12 protein-coding genes are annotated in these 14513 nt (G+C 74.8%); 8 read left to right on the forward strand and 4 right to left on the reverse strand.

Annotation, left to right across the window (positions count from 1 at the left end):
- Window positions 1-41: 41 nt before the first annotated feature.
- Entirely contained in the window at window positions 42-1712 is a 1671-nt protein-coding gene (locus tag ACFYMP_RS26440) for a carboxyl transferase domain-containing protein (protein ID WP_388862159.1), read from the reverse strand.
- A 109-nt stretch (window positions 1713-1821) separates the two neighbouring features.
- Between ACFYMP_RS26440 and ACFYMP_RS26445 the strand changes: the two genes are divergently transcribed.
- Entirely contained in the window at window positions 1822-2412 is a 591-nt protein-coding gene (locus ACFYMP_RS26445; RefSeq protein ID WP_388862161.1) for a TetR/AcrR family transcriptional regulator, read from the forward strand.
- Window positions 2413-2439: 27 nt separating this feature from the next.
- Here the strand turns inward: ACFYMP_RS26445 and ACFYMP_RS26450 are convergent, their stop codons facing one another.
- Window positions 2440-3090: a nucleoside/nucleotide kinase family protein gene (locus ACFYMP_RS26450; protein WP_388862163.1), complete on the reverse strand. Its 651-nt coding sequence runs from the start codon at window positions 3088-3090 to the stop codon at window positions 2440-2442.
- On the opposite strand from ACFYMP_RS26450, the gene ACFYMP_RS26455 reads away from it, so the two are divergent.
- From ACFYMP_RS26455 to ACFYMP_RS26475, 5 genes are all read left to right on the forward strand, one after another.
- Window positions 3080-3244: a hypothetical protein gene (locus ACFYMP_RS26455; RefSeq protein ID WP_388862165.1), complete on the forward strand. Its 165-nt coding sequence runs from the start codon at window positions 3080-3082 to the stop codon at window positions 3242-3244. The two genes, ACFYMP_RS26450 and ACFYMP_RS26455, sit on opposite strands and share 11 nt — an antisense overlap.
- Window positions 3245-3313: 69 nt before the next feature.
- A complete protein-coding gene (locus tag ACFYMP_RS26460; protein WP_388862167.1) occupies window positions 3314-3499 on the forward strand; it encodes a hypothetical protein in 186 nt (61 codons plus the stop codon).
- A 184-nt stretch (window positions 3500-3683) separates the two neighbouring features.
- On the forward strand, window positions 3684-4841 hold the full coding sequence (locus ACFYMP_RS26465) for an acyl-CoA dehydrogenase family protein (RefSeq protein ID WP_388862169.1): 1158 nt from the start codon (window positions 3684-3686) through the stop codon (window positions 4839-4841).
- 5 nt (window positions 4842-4846) lie between these two features.
- A complete protein-coding gene (locus tag ACFYMP_RS26470) occupies window positions 4847-5725 on the forward strand; it encodes an acyl-CoA thioesterase (RefSeq protein ID WP_388862171.1) in 879 nt (292 codons plus the stop codon).
- Window positions 5726-5797: 72 nt separating this feature from the next.
- A complete protein-coding gene (locus ACFYMP_RS26475; RefSeq protein ID WP_388862173.1) occupies window positions 5798-6877 on the forward strand; it encodes a cation diffusion facilitator family transporter in 1080 nt (359 codons plus the stop codon).
- On the opposite strand, the gene ACFYMP_RS26480 is transcribed toward ACFYMP_RS26475, so the two are convergent.
- Both ACFYMP_RS26480 and ACFYMP_RS26485 read right to left on the reverse strand, forming a co-directional pair.
- The gene (locus ACFYMP_RS26480) at window positions 6855-10286 is read right to left on the reverse strand and encodes a tetratricopeptide repeat protein (RefSeq protein WP_388862175.1); all 3432 of its coding nucleotides are present in this window, start codon (window positions 10284-10286) and stop codon (window positions 6855-6857) included. The genes ACFYMP_RS26475 and ACFYMP_RS26480 overlap by 23 nt on opposite strands.
- Window positions 10287-10324: 38 nt before the next feature.
- Complete coding sequence (locus tag ACFYMP_RS26485; RefSeq protein WP_388862177.1) at window positions 10325-11122, reverse strand: phosphatase; 798 nt, start codon at window positions 11120-11122, stop codon at window positions 10325-10327.
- Between the two features lie 187 nt (window positions 11123-11309).
- On the opposite strand from ACFYMP_RS26485, the gene ACFYMP_RS26490 reads away from it, so the two are divergent.
- Both ACFYMP_RS26490 and ACFYMP_RS26495 read left to right on the forward strand, forming a co-directional pair.
- Entirely contained in the window at window positions 11310-12983 is a 1674-nt protein-coding gene (locus ACFYMP_RS26490) for a beta-xylosidase (RefSeq protein ID WP_388862179.1), read from the forward strand.
- Window positions 12984-13212: 229 nt separating this feature from the next.
- Window positions 13213-14361 (forward strand): ROK family transcriptional regulator, encoded by a 1149-nt coding sequence (locus ACFYMP_RS26495; protein ID WP_388862189.1) that lies wholly within the window; start codon window positions 13213-13215, stop codon window positions 14359-14361.
- Window positions 14362-14513: the final 152 nt, after the last annotated feature.

Below are 14513 nucleotides of genomic sequence, written 5' to 3' on the forward strand. Positions count from 1 at the left end.
GCGGTGGCTGGGCGGGGCTGGGGCGCGGCGATCCGGGCCGGTCACATGCGGAAGACGCCGAACCCCGCCTCGCCCTTGCGCGGCAGCGGCGCGTGCGCGCAGGCGCTCAGGGCCAGGCCGAGCACCCGCCGGGTCTCCAGCGGGTCGATCACCCCGTCGTCCCACAGCCGGGCCGTCGCGTAGTAGGCGTTGCCCTGCTCCTCGTACTGGGCGCGGACCGGGGCCCGGAACGTCTCCTCGTCCTCGGCGGACCACTCCTCGCCGCGCGCCTCCAGCTGGTCGCGCTTGACGGTCGCGAGCACCGAGGCGGCCTGCTCCCCGCCCATCACCGAGATCTTGGCGTTGGGCCACATCCACAGGAAGCGGGGGCCGTAGGCCCGGCCGCACATCGAGTAGTTGCCCGCCCCGTAGGACCCGCCGACCACGACGGTCAGCTTCGGGACGCGGGTCGTGGCGACGGCCGTCACCATCTTCGCGCCGTGCTTGGCGATACCGCCCGCCTCGTAGTCCCTGCCGACCATGAAGCCGGAGACGTTCTGGAGGAAGAGCAGCGGAATGCCGCGCTGGTCGCACAGCTCGATGAAGTGCGCGCCCTTCTGCGCGGACTCCGAGAACAGGATGCCGTTGTTCGCGACGACGCCGACCGGGTGCCCGTGGACGTGCGCGAAACCGGTCACGAGGGTCTGCCCGTACTCGGACTTGAACTCCTGGAAGCGCGAGCCGTCCACGACCCGCGCGATCACCTCGCGCACGTCGTACGGGGTCCTGGAGTCGGCGGGCACCGCCCCGTACAGGCCGTTCGGGTCGGCCTTCGGCTCCTCCGGGGCGCGCACCGCCCACGGGGGAGCCCCGCGCTCGGGCAGCGTCGCGACGATGTCGCGCACGATGCGCAGCGCGTGCGCGTCGTCCTCGGCCAGGTGGTCGGTGACGCCCGAGACCCGCGCGTGGACCTCGCCGCCGCCCAGCTCCTCCGCCGTGACGACCTCGCCGGTGGCGGCCTTCACGAGCGGCGGGCCGCCCAGGAAGATCGTGCCCTGACCGCGCACGATGACGGCCTCGTCGCTCATCGCCGGGACGTACGCCCCGCCCGCCGTGCACGAGCCCATCACCGAGGCGATCTGCGGGATGCCCGCGGCCGACATACGCGCCTGGTTGTAGAAGATCCGCCCGAAGTGCTCACGGTCGGGGAACACCTCGTCCTGCATCGGCAGGAAGGCGCCGCCCGAGTCCACCAGATACACGCAGGGCAGCCGGTTCTCCAGCGCCACCTCCTGCGCGCGCAGGTGCTTCTTCACGGTCATCGGGTAGTACGTGCCGCCCTTGACCGTCGCGTCGTTCGCCACGACCACGCACACCCGCCCCGAGACCCTGCCGATCCCGGCCACCACCCCGGCGGCGGGGGCGGCGCCCCCGTACAGGCCCTCGGCCGCGAGCGGGGCCAGCTCCAGGAAGGGCGAGCCGGGGTCGAGCAGTCCGTCCACCCGGTCGCGCGGCAGCAGCTTCCCGCGCGCCACGTGCCGCTCGCGGGCCCGCTCCCCGCCGCCGAGCCTGGCCCGCGCGAGCCGGCCGCGCAGCTCCTCGACGAGCGCGGTGTGCGCGGCCTCGTTGGCCCGCCAGGTCTCGGAGGAGGGATCGGCGGCGGTGCCCAGCACAGGGGCCCGCCCCCCGGCGCCCCCCCAAGGAGAGCGCTCTGCCGTCGTCTGTTCCGCCATGCGGTCGAGCCCCCTCGCTGGCCGGGCCGCGCCGCCCGGCGGTTAGTGAGCGTTAACGTACGGCGCTCAGGTTAACGAGCGCTAACGGCCTTGTCTAGGATGGCTTTTCATGAGCACCAGGCCAGTGGGCGCCGACGCGCCGACGAGACGGGACCAGATCCTCCAGGAGGCGGCCCGCCTCTTCGCCGCGCGCGGCTTCCACGGGGTCGGCGTCGACGAGATAGGCGCCGCCGTGGGCATCAGCGGCCCGGCGCTCTACCGGCACTTCCCGGGCAAGGACGCGATGCTCGCCGAACTGCTGGTCGGCATCAGCGAACGCCTCCTCGCGGGCGGCCGGGCCCGCTTCGGCTCCACCGGGGGCCCGCCCGAAGCGGTCCTCGACTCGCTCATCGCCGGTCACATCGACTTCGCCCTGGACGACCGCGCCCTGATCGTCCTGCACGACCGGGAACTCGACCGCCTCCGGCAGGAGGACCGCCGCCGCGTGCGCCGCCTCCAGCGCGAGTACGTCGAACTGTGGGTCGAGGCGCTGCGCGAGGCCCGCCCCGGCACCGGCGAACCCGCCGCCCGCGCGAGCGTCCACGCGGTCTTCGGCCTGCTCAACTCGACCCCGCACCAGGCGGGCGGCGAGGCGATGGGGCGCGAGGCGATGGCGGCCCTGCTGCACCGGCTGGCGCGGGGGGCCTTCGGGGTGGTGTGAGGGGCTCGCGCCCGTACGGTGCCGGGCCTACCCCCGCACGAGGAGGTCCGCCCGCTCCCGGTACCGCTCCACGAGGCGCGCGTTGACCTCGTCGGACCGGGCGACCCAGCGTTCGGCCTGCGCCGGGGACTTCCCGAAGCGCACGTGGCGGGCCACGAGCCGCCGTACCCGGACGGCCGGCTCCGGGTCGAGGAACCACGCCTCGTCCAGCAGGCCCCGCACGCCGGCCCAGGGCCCCTCGTCCACGAGCAGGTAGTTGCCCTCGGTGACGACGAGCGGGACCTCGGCGGGGACGGCCACGGACCCGGCCACGGGCTCCTCCAGGGCGCGGTCGAAGGCGGGCGCGTACACCACCTCGCCCAGGACCGGCGTACGCAGCCGCCGCAGCAGGGCCAGGTACCCGGCGGCGTCGAAGGTGTCGGGCGCGCCCTTCCGCCCGGCCCGCCCCAGCCGCTCCAGCTCGGCCCGCGCGAGATGGAACCCGTCCATCCCCACGAGCACCGCGTCCCCGCCCAGCCGCGCTACGACCCGCTCGGCGAGCGTCGACTTCCCCGCCCCGGGCGCCCCGGCGATCCCCAGCACCCGCCGCCGCCCGGGGACGACGAGACGGCGGGCGCGGTCCACCAGATGGTCGGGAGAGCCGGGAGAGGGAGAGGGGGAGGGGGCCATGCGCGGCATTGTGCCCGCCGGACCGCTCGCGCGTCAGCACGGCCGGGTCCGGCTCGCCCCGGGGCAGGGGGCCCCGGCCCGGATCTCCCGCGAGAACCCGGCGCGGGCGATCTCGCGTACGAGGGATCTCCCGCGAGAACCCGGCGCGGGCGATCCCTCGTAGGCGGGTACCGCGACTGCCCCCGCGCGTAGAGTCGGTCCCGGCCCGATTCACCACCCCCGGAGGTGCCCCATGACCGCTTTCATCCCGCTCGGGGAGCTGAAGGCCGGTCCGCCGCCACAGGCCGAGCCCGAGCCCGTGGGGATGGACCCCGCCGTGGACGGCGAGGACGAGTTCGACGAGGACGAGCGGGCCGCGCTCATGGTGTCCACCCGGGCGCAGCGGATGCGTGGCGGGGACGGGGCCTGCTCGGTGTGACGAGGGCGCGTGCCCTCGCCGGGCGCCCGCCCCCGAGGGTCCGCGTGCCGCCGCCGTCCGGTCTGGACACCCGCAATACGTACGGGTAACTTCAAGATGAGCGGGCGCTTAGTATGTCCGGCGTCCCGCCTGTGCACGTACCGCGCGGACCGGCCCCGTCGGCCGCCGAAGGAGGGTGGCGTCAGTGCGCCGTACCGTTTACAACGAGGACCACGAGGCGTTCCGGGAGACCATCCGCGCCTTCATCGAGGGCGAGGTCGTCCCGGTCCACGAGGAGTGGCTGGCCGCCGGGCAGGCGCCGCGCGACTTCTACTACAAGCTCGGTGAGCTGGGGATCTTCGGCATCGAGGTGCCCGAGGAGTACGGCGGGGCCGGCGAGGAGTCCTTCAAGTTCCAGGCGATCCTGAGCGAGGAGACGGCCCGCGCGGGCGTGTCCTTCGGCGGCTCCGGCGTGCACGTCGCGCTGTGCCTGCCCTACCTCAAGGCGTACGCCACCGAGGACCAGAAGAAGCGCTGGCTGCCGGACTTCGTGTCGGGCCGCACGATGTTCGCCATCGCCATGACCGAGCCCGGCACCGGTTCCGACCTGGCCGGGATGAAGACGACGGCGAAGCTCTCCGAGGACGGCACGCACTACGTCCTCAACGGCGCGAAGACCTTCATCACCGGCGGGGTGCACGCCGACCGCGTCATCGTGTGCGCGCGCACCGCCCCGCCGAAGGAGGACGACCGCCGCTTCGGCATCTCGCTGCTGGTCGTGGACACCAAGTCCGAGGGCTACGCGGTGGGCCGCAAGCTCGACAAGCTGGGCCTGCGGACCTCGGACACCGCCGAGCTGTCGTTCAGCGACGTCAAGGTCCCCGTCGAGGACCTGCTCGGCGAGGAGAACAAGGGCTTCTCCTACCTCGGCCAGAACCTCCCGCAGGAGCGCCTCGGCATCGCCGTCGGCGCCTACGCGCAGGCCGCCGCCGCCATCCGCTTCGCCCAGGAGTACGTGCGGGAGCGCACGGTCTTCGGCAAGCCGGTCGCCGCCTTCCAGAACACGAAGTTCGAGCTGGCCGCGTGCAAGGCCGAGGTCGACGCGGCCGAGGCCGTCGTGGACCGGGCGCTCGAAGCGCACGACCGCCGCGAGCTGACCGCCGCCGAGGCGGCGAGCGCGAAGCTGTTCTGCACCGAGGTCGCCGCCCGCGTCATCGACCGCTGCCTCCAGCTCCACGGCGGCTACGGCTACATGAACGAGTACCCGATCGCCCGCCTGTACGCCGACAACCGCGTCAACCGGATCTACGGCGGCACCAGTGAGGTCATGAAGATGATCATCGCCAAGAGCATGGGTCTCTGACAGCGGTGAGCGAAGCACTCGACGATCTCCTCGATCTGCTCGACCTGGAGCGGATCGAGGAGGACATCTTCCGGGGGCAGTCCCGGCCCGCCCTCGTGCCCCGCGTGTTCGGCGGGCAGGTCGCGGCGCAGGCGCTCGTCGCGGCCGGCCGTACCGTGCCCGCCGACCGGTTCGCGCACTCCCTGCACGCCTACTTCCTGGTCGCGGGCGACCCGGGCGCGCCGATCGTCTACACCGTCGACCGCATCCGGGACGGGCGCTCGTTCACGACGCGGCGGGTCGTCGCGATCCAGCACGGCCAGCCGATCTTCCACCTGTCCGCCTCCTTCCAGACGTACGAGGAGGGGCTGGAGCACCAGGCGCCCATGCCGCCCGCCCCCGGGCCACAGACGCTGCCGACCGCGCAGGAGCTGCTGCCGCGCTACGGCGACGCGATCGGCTCCCCGGAGGTCGTGCGCAAACTGCTCCAGGCCCGGGAGGCCGTCGACCTGCGCTACGTCGACGCCCCGCCGTACGCGACGGCCGGGCAGCCCCGCGAGCCCCGCTCCCAGGTGTGGTTCCGCACCAACGGCAAACTCGCGGACGACCCGCTGCTGCACGTGTGCCTGGCCACCTACGTGTCCGACATGACGCTGCTCGACTCCGTGCTGCTCGCCCACGGGCGCGGCGGCTGGGTCGTGGGCGACGTCGTCGGCGCGAGCCTCGACCACGCGATGTGGTTCCACCGGCCCTTCCGCGCCGACGAGTGGCTCCTGTACGACCAGGAGTCCCCCAGCTCCTCGGGCGGCCGGGGCCTGGGCCAGGCCAGGATCTACACCCAGGACGGCAGACTCGCGATCTCCGTGATCCAGGAGGGCGTGATCCGCGTCCCGCGCGAGGGCTGAGCCGGGAGCCGCGCGGCCGCCAGGCGTGTCCCGCCCTCCCGTGACCCCGGCCGCTCGGCATACTGCGCCAGTATGGGCAGCAAGGGAAACGGAACGGCCGGCGAGGGTACGCGTCCGGAACCGGGAAAGGGCCCCGACGGACCCGGCTCCGCACCGCCCGGCGGCACCTCCGGGACCGGCGGCACCTCCGGAACCGGCGGCACCGGTGAGAGCACCTTCACCGTGCTCGTCGCGGCCGGGGCCAACCTCGGGATCGCCGCCGCCAAACTCGTCGCGGGGCTCATCAGCGGGTCCTCCGCGATGCTCTCCGAGGCGGCCCACTCGGTCGCCGACACCGTCACCGAACTCCTGCTGCTGCTCGCCCTCAGACGCAGCGCCAGACCCGCCGACGAGGAACACCCGCTCGGCTACGGCCACGAGCGCTACATCTGGGCGCTGCTCGCCTCGGTGGCGACCTTCGTCGGGGGTGCCGTCTTCTCGGTCTACGACGGGGTCCACACGCTGACCCACGGCGAGCAGCTCGGCAGCCCGGTCGTCTCGTACGTCGTGCTGGCCCTCGCCTTCCTCCTGGAGGGCTACTCCCTGCGCACCGGGATGCGGCAGATGGCGGGCGAGGCCCGCGCCATCAGCGTCCCGTTCCGCCGCCACCTGCGCTGGACGGCCGACACGACGGTCAAGGCCGTCGTCCTGGAGGACTCCGCCGCCCTCGCCGGACTCGTCCTGGCCGCCGCCGGGCTGACCGCCTCCCACCTCGCGAAGGACGGCACCTACGACGGGATCGCCTCGATCCTCATCGGCCTGCTGCTCGTGTACGTCGCCTGGGTCCTCGGCCGCTCCAACGCCGAACTCCTCGTGGGGCGCCCGCTGCCGTCACGGGTGCGGCAGGCCGTACGCGAGGAACTGCTCGCCACCGTCCACGTCGAGGCCGTGCTCGAACTCGTCACCCTCGTGCAGGGCCCCGAGGAGGCCCTGGTCGCCGCGAAGGTCGACTTCCGGGACGCCTCGACGGCCGCGCAGATCGAGTGGGCCTGCGAGAACGCCGAGAACCGGCTGCGGGAGCGGTTCCCGCAGATCCGCCGCGTCTACCTCGACCCGACCCCGGGCGGCGGACAGCGCAGGCGGGCGGGGCTCAGTCCGTGGCAGGACGCGTAGCGGCCGCCTCCACGGCCTGCGCCAGCCGGGCCCGGTGGGGCAGGAGCGGGCCCGCCGGGAAGCCGAAGAGGCTGGTCAGTTCGGTGAGGTCGTGGACCAGTTCCGCGAGGCGGTGGGCGGGCGGCGCGAGCGCGAGGAAACCGGTCAGGCGCTCCCTCGCCTCCTCCTGACGGCCGCTCACGCAGGACGCGAGGACGAGGTTGCCCGAGCCGATCAGCCCGGTGGGCCCCGCAGCGGCGGCGTCCACGGTGAAGCGCCCGACGGCGTGCGCCAGGCGCCCGGCGGACTCGCGTGGGGCGGAGCGCCGCAGGGCCAGCGCCAGGCAGTAGGCGTGCCAGCCGTTCAGCGGCGCGAGACGGGCCGCCTCGGCGAAGTCCGCCACGGCGGCGGCTTGCTCATTACGCGCCAGCCGGACCAGACCCCGGCACAGCAGTCCCGTCGCGGAGTCGGGCGCCAGGCGCAGCGCCCGCCCCAGATCGCGCAGCGCCTCCTCGTACCGCCCCAGGCGGCGCAGGGACTCGGCGCGGGACACGAGCACCCCGGGGTCCTCCGCCGACGGGTGCCCCAGCACCCGGGTCAGGTCCGCGACCGCCTCGCGGTGCCGCCCCACCAGCCGGTGAACGCCCGCCCGCGCCGTCAGCGCCTCGGTGTGTCCCGGTTCGAGGGCGAGGACCCGCCCGAAGTCCGCGAGGGCGGCCCCGGGCCGGTCCAGGACGCGCAGCAGCCGGCCCCGGAACATGAGGTCCGGCACCGAGCGCGGCCGTACCCGCAGCGTGCGGTCGAGGTCCGCGAGCGCCTCGGGGAGACGCCCGAGGTCCACGAGGAGCGAGGAGCGCACCGTCAGGGCCAGGTCGTTCTCCCCGTCCAGGTCCAGCGCCCGGCCGAGGTCCGCCAGCGCCTCCTCGGGCCTGCCCGCCGCCCGGTGCAGGAGGGCGCGCCGGGTGAGGACCCAGGGCGTGCCGGAGGACACGGCGAGCGCCCCGTCCAGCTCCGCCAGGGCCTCGTCCGCCCTCCCGGAGGCGAGGAGTACGTCGGAGAGGGTGACGCGCGCCCACAGGTACCCCCCGTCCAGCTCCACCGCCCGCCGCAGGTCCGCGAGGGCGCGATCGGTGTCCCCCGACCGCCAGTACGCCTCGCCGCGCTGCGCGAGCCCCCAGCCGTCCTGGGGCCGTAGCCCCACACCCCGGTCGAACTCCGCGAACGCCTCCTCCTGCCGGCCCAGGAAGCGCAGGGTGATGCCCCGCTGGACGTGGAACCGGGCGTTCTCCGGGCTCAGCCCCACCGCCCGGTCGTGGTCCTCCAGGGCCTGTTCGAAGTGCTCAAGGAGCCGGTGCACCAGCCCCCGCTGCTGGTACGCCCACGCGTACTCGGGACGCAGGGCGACCGCCCGGTCCAGGCAGGGCACCGCCTCCTCGTACCGGCCCAGCAGCCGCAGCGCCGCGCCCTTCCCGGCCCAGGCCCACGCGAAGCCCGGGTCCAGCGCGAGGGCGCGGGTCAGCGCCCGCGCCGCCTCCTCCGCGCGGCCCAGCAGCCGCAGCGCCTCACCCCGGTTGCCCACGATCACCGGGATGTCCGGGGACAGCTCCAGCGCCCGGTCGAAGTCCGCGAGCGCCTCCTCGTAGCGGTCCATGGCCAGGTAGGTCCGGCCGCGCCCCGACCACGCCCAGTCCAGCCCCGGGTCGAGGACGGTCGCCTCGTCGTAGTCGGCCAGCGCCTCCGCGAAGCGCTCCAGGTCGCGGTACTCCCGGCCGCGCAGGGACAGCGCGAGCGCCCGCCCCGCCGTGTCGAGGGCGCCGTGCGCGAGCAGCCAGCTCAGCGCGCCCGTCTCCGACTCCTCGTACGCCGCGAGCAGCTCCGCCCCGGTGCGGGCCAGCGCCGCGTCCCCGGCGTCCCGGCCCGCCTGGGCGAGAGTGCGCGCCCAGTGCAGGGAGGCGCCGCGCGGCGCCTCGTCGTACGCCGTCAGGACCTCCCGCACGGCCGCGAGCCGGGCCCCGCGCGGATCGGCGCACAGCAGGTGGTACGTCTCCTCCAGCCGGTGCTCGCGCCACCGCTCGTCGCGCCAGCCGGAGCCCAGGGCCTCGCGCCGGGCGCGGAAGGCCGCCGCGAGCCGCTCGTGGTCGGCGCGCCAGCGGGCCGGGGACTGCCTGCGGCGCAGCCGCAGCATCGGCGCGCGCACCACCTCGTGGTAGCGGCAGCGCCCCGAGCGGTCCGTGACGAAGGGCTGGGCGCGCAGCCACGCGTACGGGCCGGCCGCCTCCTCGCCCGCCGCCGCGCGGTACACGTCCTCGTCCAGCTCGCGCGCCAGCGCGCAGGTCAGCACCGCCTCGCGGTGCGCCGGGCCCGGCACCCACCTGAGGAACCGTTCGACGGCCGTACCGCTCGGGTCGCCCAGCTCCGCGACGTCCGTCGGCCGGTTCTGCGCCAGCGTCGTGACGAGGACCGGCAGCCGGCCGGAGAGATCGAGGATCATCCGCACGACCCGCTCGTCGACGACCCCCCGCGCGGTCAGCAGATCGCGCGCCTCGCGGTCCGTGAAGACCTCCAGCGGCCAGTCCGTCACGAGGTCCTGGTAGTCGCCCCAGCAGCCGGGGGCCAGGGGCGACTGCCCGGCGAGGACGGCCAGGACGTTGCCCGGCAGCTCGCCGTACCTGCCGGTGATCAGCACGTCCCGCAGCCAGGCGTCCAGGGCCGGGCCGGTGCGCTCGTAGGTGTCGAGGAACCAGACCAGCCACGGGCGTTCGCGGGCCGCCTCGGCGAGATCCTCAAGGAACACCGGGGTGAGGGCGGCCAGCGGCTCCAGGACCAGGCTCAGGTCCTCGTGGCCGCGCTGGCGCGCGCTGAGCAGCGCCCGTACCCGGTCCGCCCCGGCCGCGAGCTGCGCCGGGTCCAGCGCGCCCGCGAAGGCCCCGGCCCCGGGGACCAGGCCGAGGCCCACCAGGCCCAGCCGGGCCCCGGTCAGCGCGAGCGCGGAGGGCGCAGGACCGGCCTGGGCCCCGGCCCCGCCGTCCTCCGGTTCCGCCGCCGAGCGCACCAGGCCCGCCGCCGCCTCGTGGCGCAGCCGCCGGTACTCCGCGAGGCGCCGCTCGAAGGTCCTCAGCGCCGGCCCCGACCGGGCCAGAGCGGCCGCGACGGTCTCCATCAGCTCCAGGGCGTCGGTCACCGACTCGTCCGCGTACACCGTCACGGCGCCCGCCGCCGTGGCCGCCGCCTCCAACTGCCGCACCAGGGTGGACTTCCCGACGCCCGCCGGGCCCCGGACGTGGAAGAGGAACTGCTCGGCGGCCTCCCTCGGCTGCTCCAGGGCGGCGCGGAACCCGGCGATCTGCTCGCGGCGGCCCACGAAACCGGACTGCCTGCCGCGCCGGATCAGCTCCTGCCGCGACGGCCCCGCCGCCCCCCGTCCCGCCACGCGTGTGCCCTCCCCGTCCTCAGTCGGCCGCCCGGCGCTCAGTACGCCCGGTCGGCCCCCGGCAGCCCCGCCGCGTGCAGCAGGTAGGCGGTCATCGGTTCGTAGAAACGCGGATCGGTCACGTGGTCGTCCAGCGGCACCGTCACCTGCATCGTGCCCTCCAACTCGCCGAGGAACAGGGCCGGGTCGTTGCAGTCCGCGTAGCCGATCGAGTCCAGGCCCCGCTGCCCGGCGCGGCCCGCCCAGCCGTGGTCGGCGACGACGAGGTCCGGCTGCGGACGGCCCGCCCGGTCGAGACCGTCCAGGATCGCGCTCATCGGCTCGGGGGAGTGGGTGTGCCACAGGGAGGCGCCGCGCTCGAACACGGCGACGTCGGCGAACTGCACGACACAGCCCTCGTCGGCGTGCAGTCCGCCCGGGATGCGGACCACCTCGCAGCCCGCCTCGCGCATCGCCTGCGCCGTACGGCGGTGCAGGTCGAGCAGGGCGCCGGGGTGACCGGTCGCGAACAGGACCCGCTCCCCGCCCTCGGCCGCCTTCCGCAGGCGCCCGGCCATGCGGTCCAGGCCCGCCACCGTCAGCTCGGGGTCGATCGTGTCCTGCCCCTGGCGGAACTCCGGGTCGTCGATCACCCCGCAGCGCTCGGCCATCACGGCGAGGACGTCCTGCTCGTCGCTCCAGCGGTCGCCCAGCTCCAGGCCCAGCCACCAGTTGCGGTCCCCGTTGGCCAGGTGGCGGTAGTGCGCCAGGTTGTTCTCACGCGGCGTCGCCACCTCACCCGAGATACGGGTCTCGATCAGGTGGTCGACCAGTTCGGCACGGCTCGGTATCGGCATGCGTCCATTGTGCCGCGAGCCACCGTCACCGGCCCGCGTGCGCGGCGCACCGGCCGCGGCCTCCGCGCCCCCCGGCCCCGGGCGTCCGCCCGGGAGGCCACCCTCGCCATACATACATCATTTTGATTTAATGACGCCGTACAAGTACCGCAGGACACGGACCAGCCGACGGAAGGAAGACGGCCACATGGCGAGCGAGGCAGTGGGCGCGAGGGCGGGCCGGCCGGCGGAGGCGACCGCGGGAGGACCGGCGGCCCCGGCGCCGGGCACCGGCGGGGACGACCTCTCCGTGCGGGCCCGCGCGGACGGACCCGCGAGCCCCCTGACGCACTTCTGGAGCCGCGTCGTGGGCGCGGGCCGGGCCAACGAGGGGCTGCGCGCCGACTGGCAGCGGCAGCTCACCGAGGCCCACGCGGCCTGCGGCTTCGAGTACGTCCGCTTCCACGGCCTCTTCCACGACGACATGTTCGTCTACACCGAGCGCGAGGACGGCAGCCCCGTCCACAACTTCCAGTACGTCGACGCCCTCTTCGACTTCCTGATCGGCCTCGGTGTCCGCCCGTTCGTCGAGTTCGGCTTCAGCCCGCGCGCCCTGGCCCGGGAGACGGAGACCGTCTTCTGGTGGGGCGCGCACGGCGCCCCGCCCACCGACCTCGGCAAGTGGTCGGCGCTCATCGAGAGCATCACCCGTCACTGGATCGGCCGTTACGGACTCGAAGAGGTCCGCTCCTGGTACTTCGAGGTGTGGAACGAGGCCAACCTGTGGGGCTTCTTCCACGGGACCCGCTCCGAGTACTTCGCGCTGTACGAGGCGACCGCGCGCGCCGTGAAGGGCGTGGACCCGCACCTGCGCGTCGGCGGCCCCGCGACCTCCAACTTCGTGCCCGACGAACGCTTCGGCGGTGAGGGGGAGGACGTCGACGCCCGGATCGTGGCGGGCCGCGAGGACATCGACGAACTCGACTGGCGGCCCGTGTGGATGGACGCCTTCCTCGCCTTCTGCGCCGAACGCGGGCTCCCCGTCGACTTCGTCTCCACCCACCCGTACCCCACCGACTGGGCGCTGGACGAGCACGGGCAGGGCGAGAAGCTCACCCGGGGCAAGGACGCCACCCCCACCGACCTCGCGCTGCTGCGCGAGCTGATCGCGAAGAGCCCCTACCCGCGAGCCGAGATCCACCTCACCGAGTGGTCCTCGTCCTCCTCGCCGCGCGACCACACGCACGACACCCTGCCCGCCGCGACCTACGTCGCCCGCTCCGTCCTGCACTCCCTGGGAACCGTCGACTCCCTCGCGTACTGGACGTTCACCGACGTCTTCGAGGAGGGCGGGGCGGGCGAGGAGCTGTTCCACGGCGGCTTCGGCATGATCACGCTGCCCGGCATACCCAAGCCCACCTTCCACGCCTACCGCATGCTGCACGCCCTCGGCGACGAACTGCTCGGACGCGGCGAGGACCACGTCGTCAGCCGGCACTCCGCGAACGGCCGGGTCACCGCGCTCGTCCACCACTACCCGGCCGAGGAGACCAAGTCGGTACCCGCCTCCTTCGACGGCCGCGAGACCGCCGAGGCCACCCAGGGCAAGGGGCACCCGCGCCCTCTGCGGCTGCGGCTCGAAGCGCTCGCGCCCGGCGCCCCCTTCCGCGTCGAGGTGCTCGACTCCGGGCACGGCGACGTCCTCGCCGCCTGGCGCGCCCTCGGCTCCCCGGCGGCCCCCACCCGCGAGCAGCTCGCCCACCTGGACCGGCTCGCCCGCGCCACCGAGGTCTCCACCGTACGGGCGGACGCGGACGGGGTGCTGCGCCTGGACCGCGTGCTCAGCCCCTGGTCGCTCGTGCTGATCGAGCAACTGGGCTGAGCCGGCCGCCGGGTGGGCCCGGGGCGGAGGTACGGGGGCGAGGGCGGGCCGTGCCCTCGCCGGGCGGCCCGCTTCCGGACAAGCCGGTAACATCTCATCGATTCGAGGCATCCCCGTGGGCGTCGGCGACTGGCCGCCCGCCCCTGCCGGGGCCAGGAGACGGACTGTGACGAGCACGAGCGCCGACGCCACGAAGGTGTCGATCCGGCGGGGCACCAACCTCCCGCGTATGGGGGACTTCAACGAGTCCGTCGTCCTGGACGCGATCCGCCGGCACGCGGAGGGGCTCAGCCGGGTCGAACTCGCCCGCGCGACCGGCCTGTCCGCGCAGACCGTCTCCAACATCACCCGCCGCCTCATCGACCAGGGCGTCGCCCGGGAGTCCGGCAAACGCAGCATGGGCAGCGGAAAGCCCCGCACCCTGCTCCAGGTCGTGCCCGGCGCGCGGTACGCCGTCGGCGTGCACCTCGATCCGGCCGTCATCACCTACGTCCTGCTCGACCTGCTCGGCACCGTCACCGCCCGCCGCAGCGAGCCCACCCCGCGCGGCGTCGACACCGAACGGGTCATGGCCGGGATGGCGCGGTCGGTGACGGAGCTGGTCGAGGGCTCGGGCGTGGACCGGGACCGGGTGCTCGGCCTGGGCATCGCCGCCCCGGGGCCCGTCGACATCGCCGCCGGGCTCGTCGTGGACCCGCCCGAACTGCCCGGCTGGGGAGCCGTTCCGCTGCGCGACCGGCTCAGCGCGGCCACCGGCTACCCGGCGCTGCTCGACAAGGACGTCATCGCCGCCGTCGTCGCCGAACGCTGGTCCGGGGCGGCCACCGACAGCCGTGACTTCCTCTTCTTCTACCTCGGCAGCGGCTCCGGCATGGGCCTGGTCGTGGACGACACGGTGCTGCGCGGCTCCTCCGGCAACCTCGGCGAGGTCGGCGGGCTCGGCGCCGCCTGCTCGACCCGCGCCCTCGTCGACGAGGCCATCGAACTCGGCGTACTGGGCTACGACTTCACGCCCACCGATCCGCAGGACGCGCAGCGCAGCCTGCGACGGCTCGCCGCCCTCGCCGCCGAGGGGGAGCCGCGCGCCCGCGGCATCATCGACCGCTGGGCGGTACGCATCGGACGGGGGGTGTGCGCGGCGGCCACCCTCCTGGACTCCGACACCATCGTCTTCGGCGGCCCGGTGTGGCCGCTGCTCGCCGACCGGCTGCTGGCCGTCGTGGAACCGATGGTCGCCGAGTCGCCCTTCGTCAAACGCGTCCACCCGACGGCGGTGGCCTCGACGGCCATCGGCGAGGACGTCGCCGCGGTGGGCGCCGCCTCCCTCGTCCTCGACCGCATCCTGTCCGCGCAGCCCAAGTCCCTGCTGCTGGGCTGAGCCCCCTCCCACCCCTCATACGGCTGTGGGCCCCCCCCCCCCCGGGGGCCCCCCCCGCGGGGGGGGCGGGGGCCCCGCCGGGCCGGGGGGCCCCGGCGGGGGGCGGGCGCCCCCGCCCCCCCCCGGCGGGGGGCCCCCGCGCGCCCCCGCGG

Source organism: Streptomyces sp. NPDC007088 (assembly GCF_042869355.1).
In the GTDB taxonomy this organism is placed as follows: Bacteria; Actinomycetota; Actinomycetes; order Streptomycetales; family Streptomycetaceae; genus Streptomyces.

Excerpts from the sequence above, each read along its gene's own strand:
- ACFYMP_RS26440 (WP_388862159.1), bottom strand. The coding sequence starts at position 1,712 with ATGGCGGAACAGACGACGGCAGAGCGCTCTCCTTGGGGGGGCGCCGGG.
- ACFYMP_RS26490 (WP_388862179.1), top strand. The coding sequence starts at position 11,310 with ATGGCGAGCGAGGCAGTGGGCGCGAGGGCGGGCCGGCCGGCGGAGGCG.
- ACFYMP_RS26455 (WP_388862165.1), top strand. The coding sequence starts at position 3,080 with ATGCGCGGCATTGTGCCCGCCGGACCGCTCGCGCGTCAGCACGGCCGG.
- ACFYMP_RS26495 (WP_388862189.1), top strand. The coding sequence starts at position 13,213 with ATGGGGGACTTCAACGAGTCCGTCGTCCTGGACGCGATCCGCCGGCAC.
- ACFYMP_RS26460 (WP_388862167.1), top strand. The coding sequence starts at position 3,314 with ATGACCGCTTTCATCCCGCTCGGGGAGCTGAAGGCCGGTCCGCCGCCA.
- ACFYMP_RS26485 (WP_388862177.1), bottom strand. The coding sequence starts at position 11,122 with ATGCCGATACCGAGCCGTGCCGAACTGGTCGACCACCTGATCGAGACC.
- ACFYMP_RS26445 (WP_388862161.1), top strand. The coding sequence starts at position 1,822 with ATGAGCACCAGGCCAGTGGGCGCCGACGCGCCGACGAGACGGGACCAG.
- ACFYMP_RS26450 (WP_388862163.1), bottom strand. The coding sequence starts at position 3,090 with ATGCCGCGCATGGCCCCCTCCCCCTCTCCCTCTCCCGGCTCTCCCGAC.
- ACFYMP_RS26475 (WP_388862173.1), top strand. The coding sequence starts at position 5,798 with ATGGGCAGCAAGGGAAACGGAACGGCCGGCGAGGGTACGCGTCCGGAA.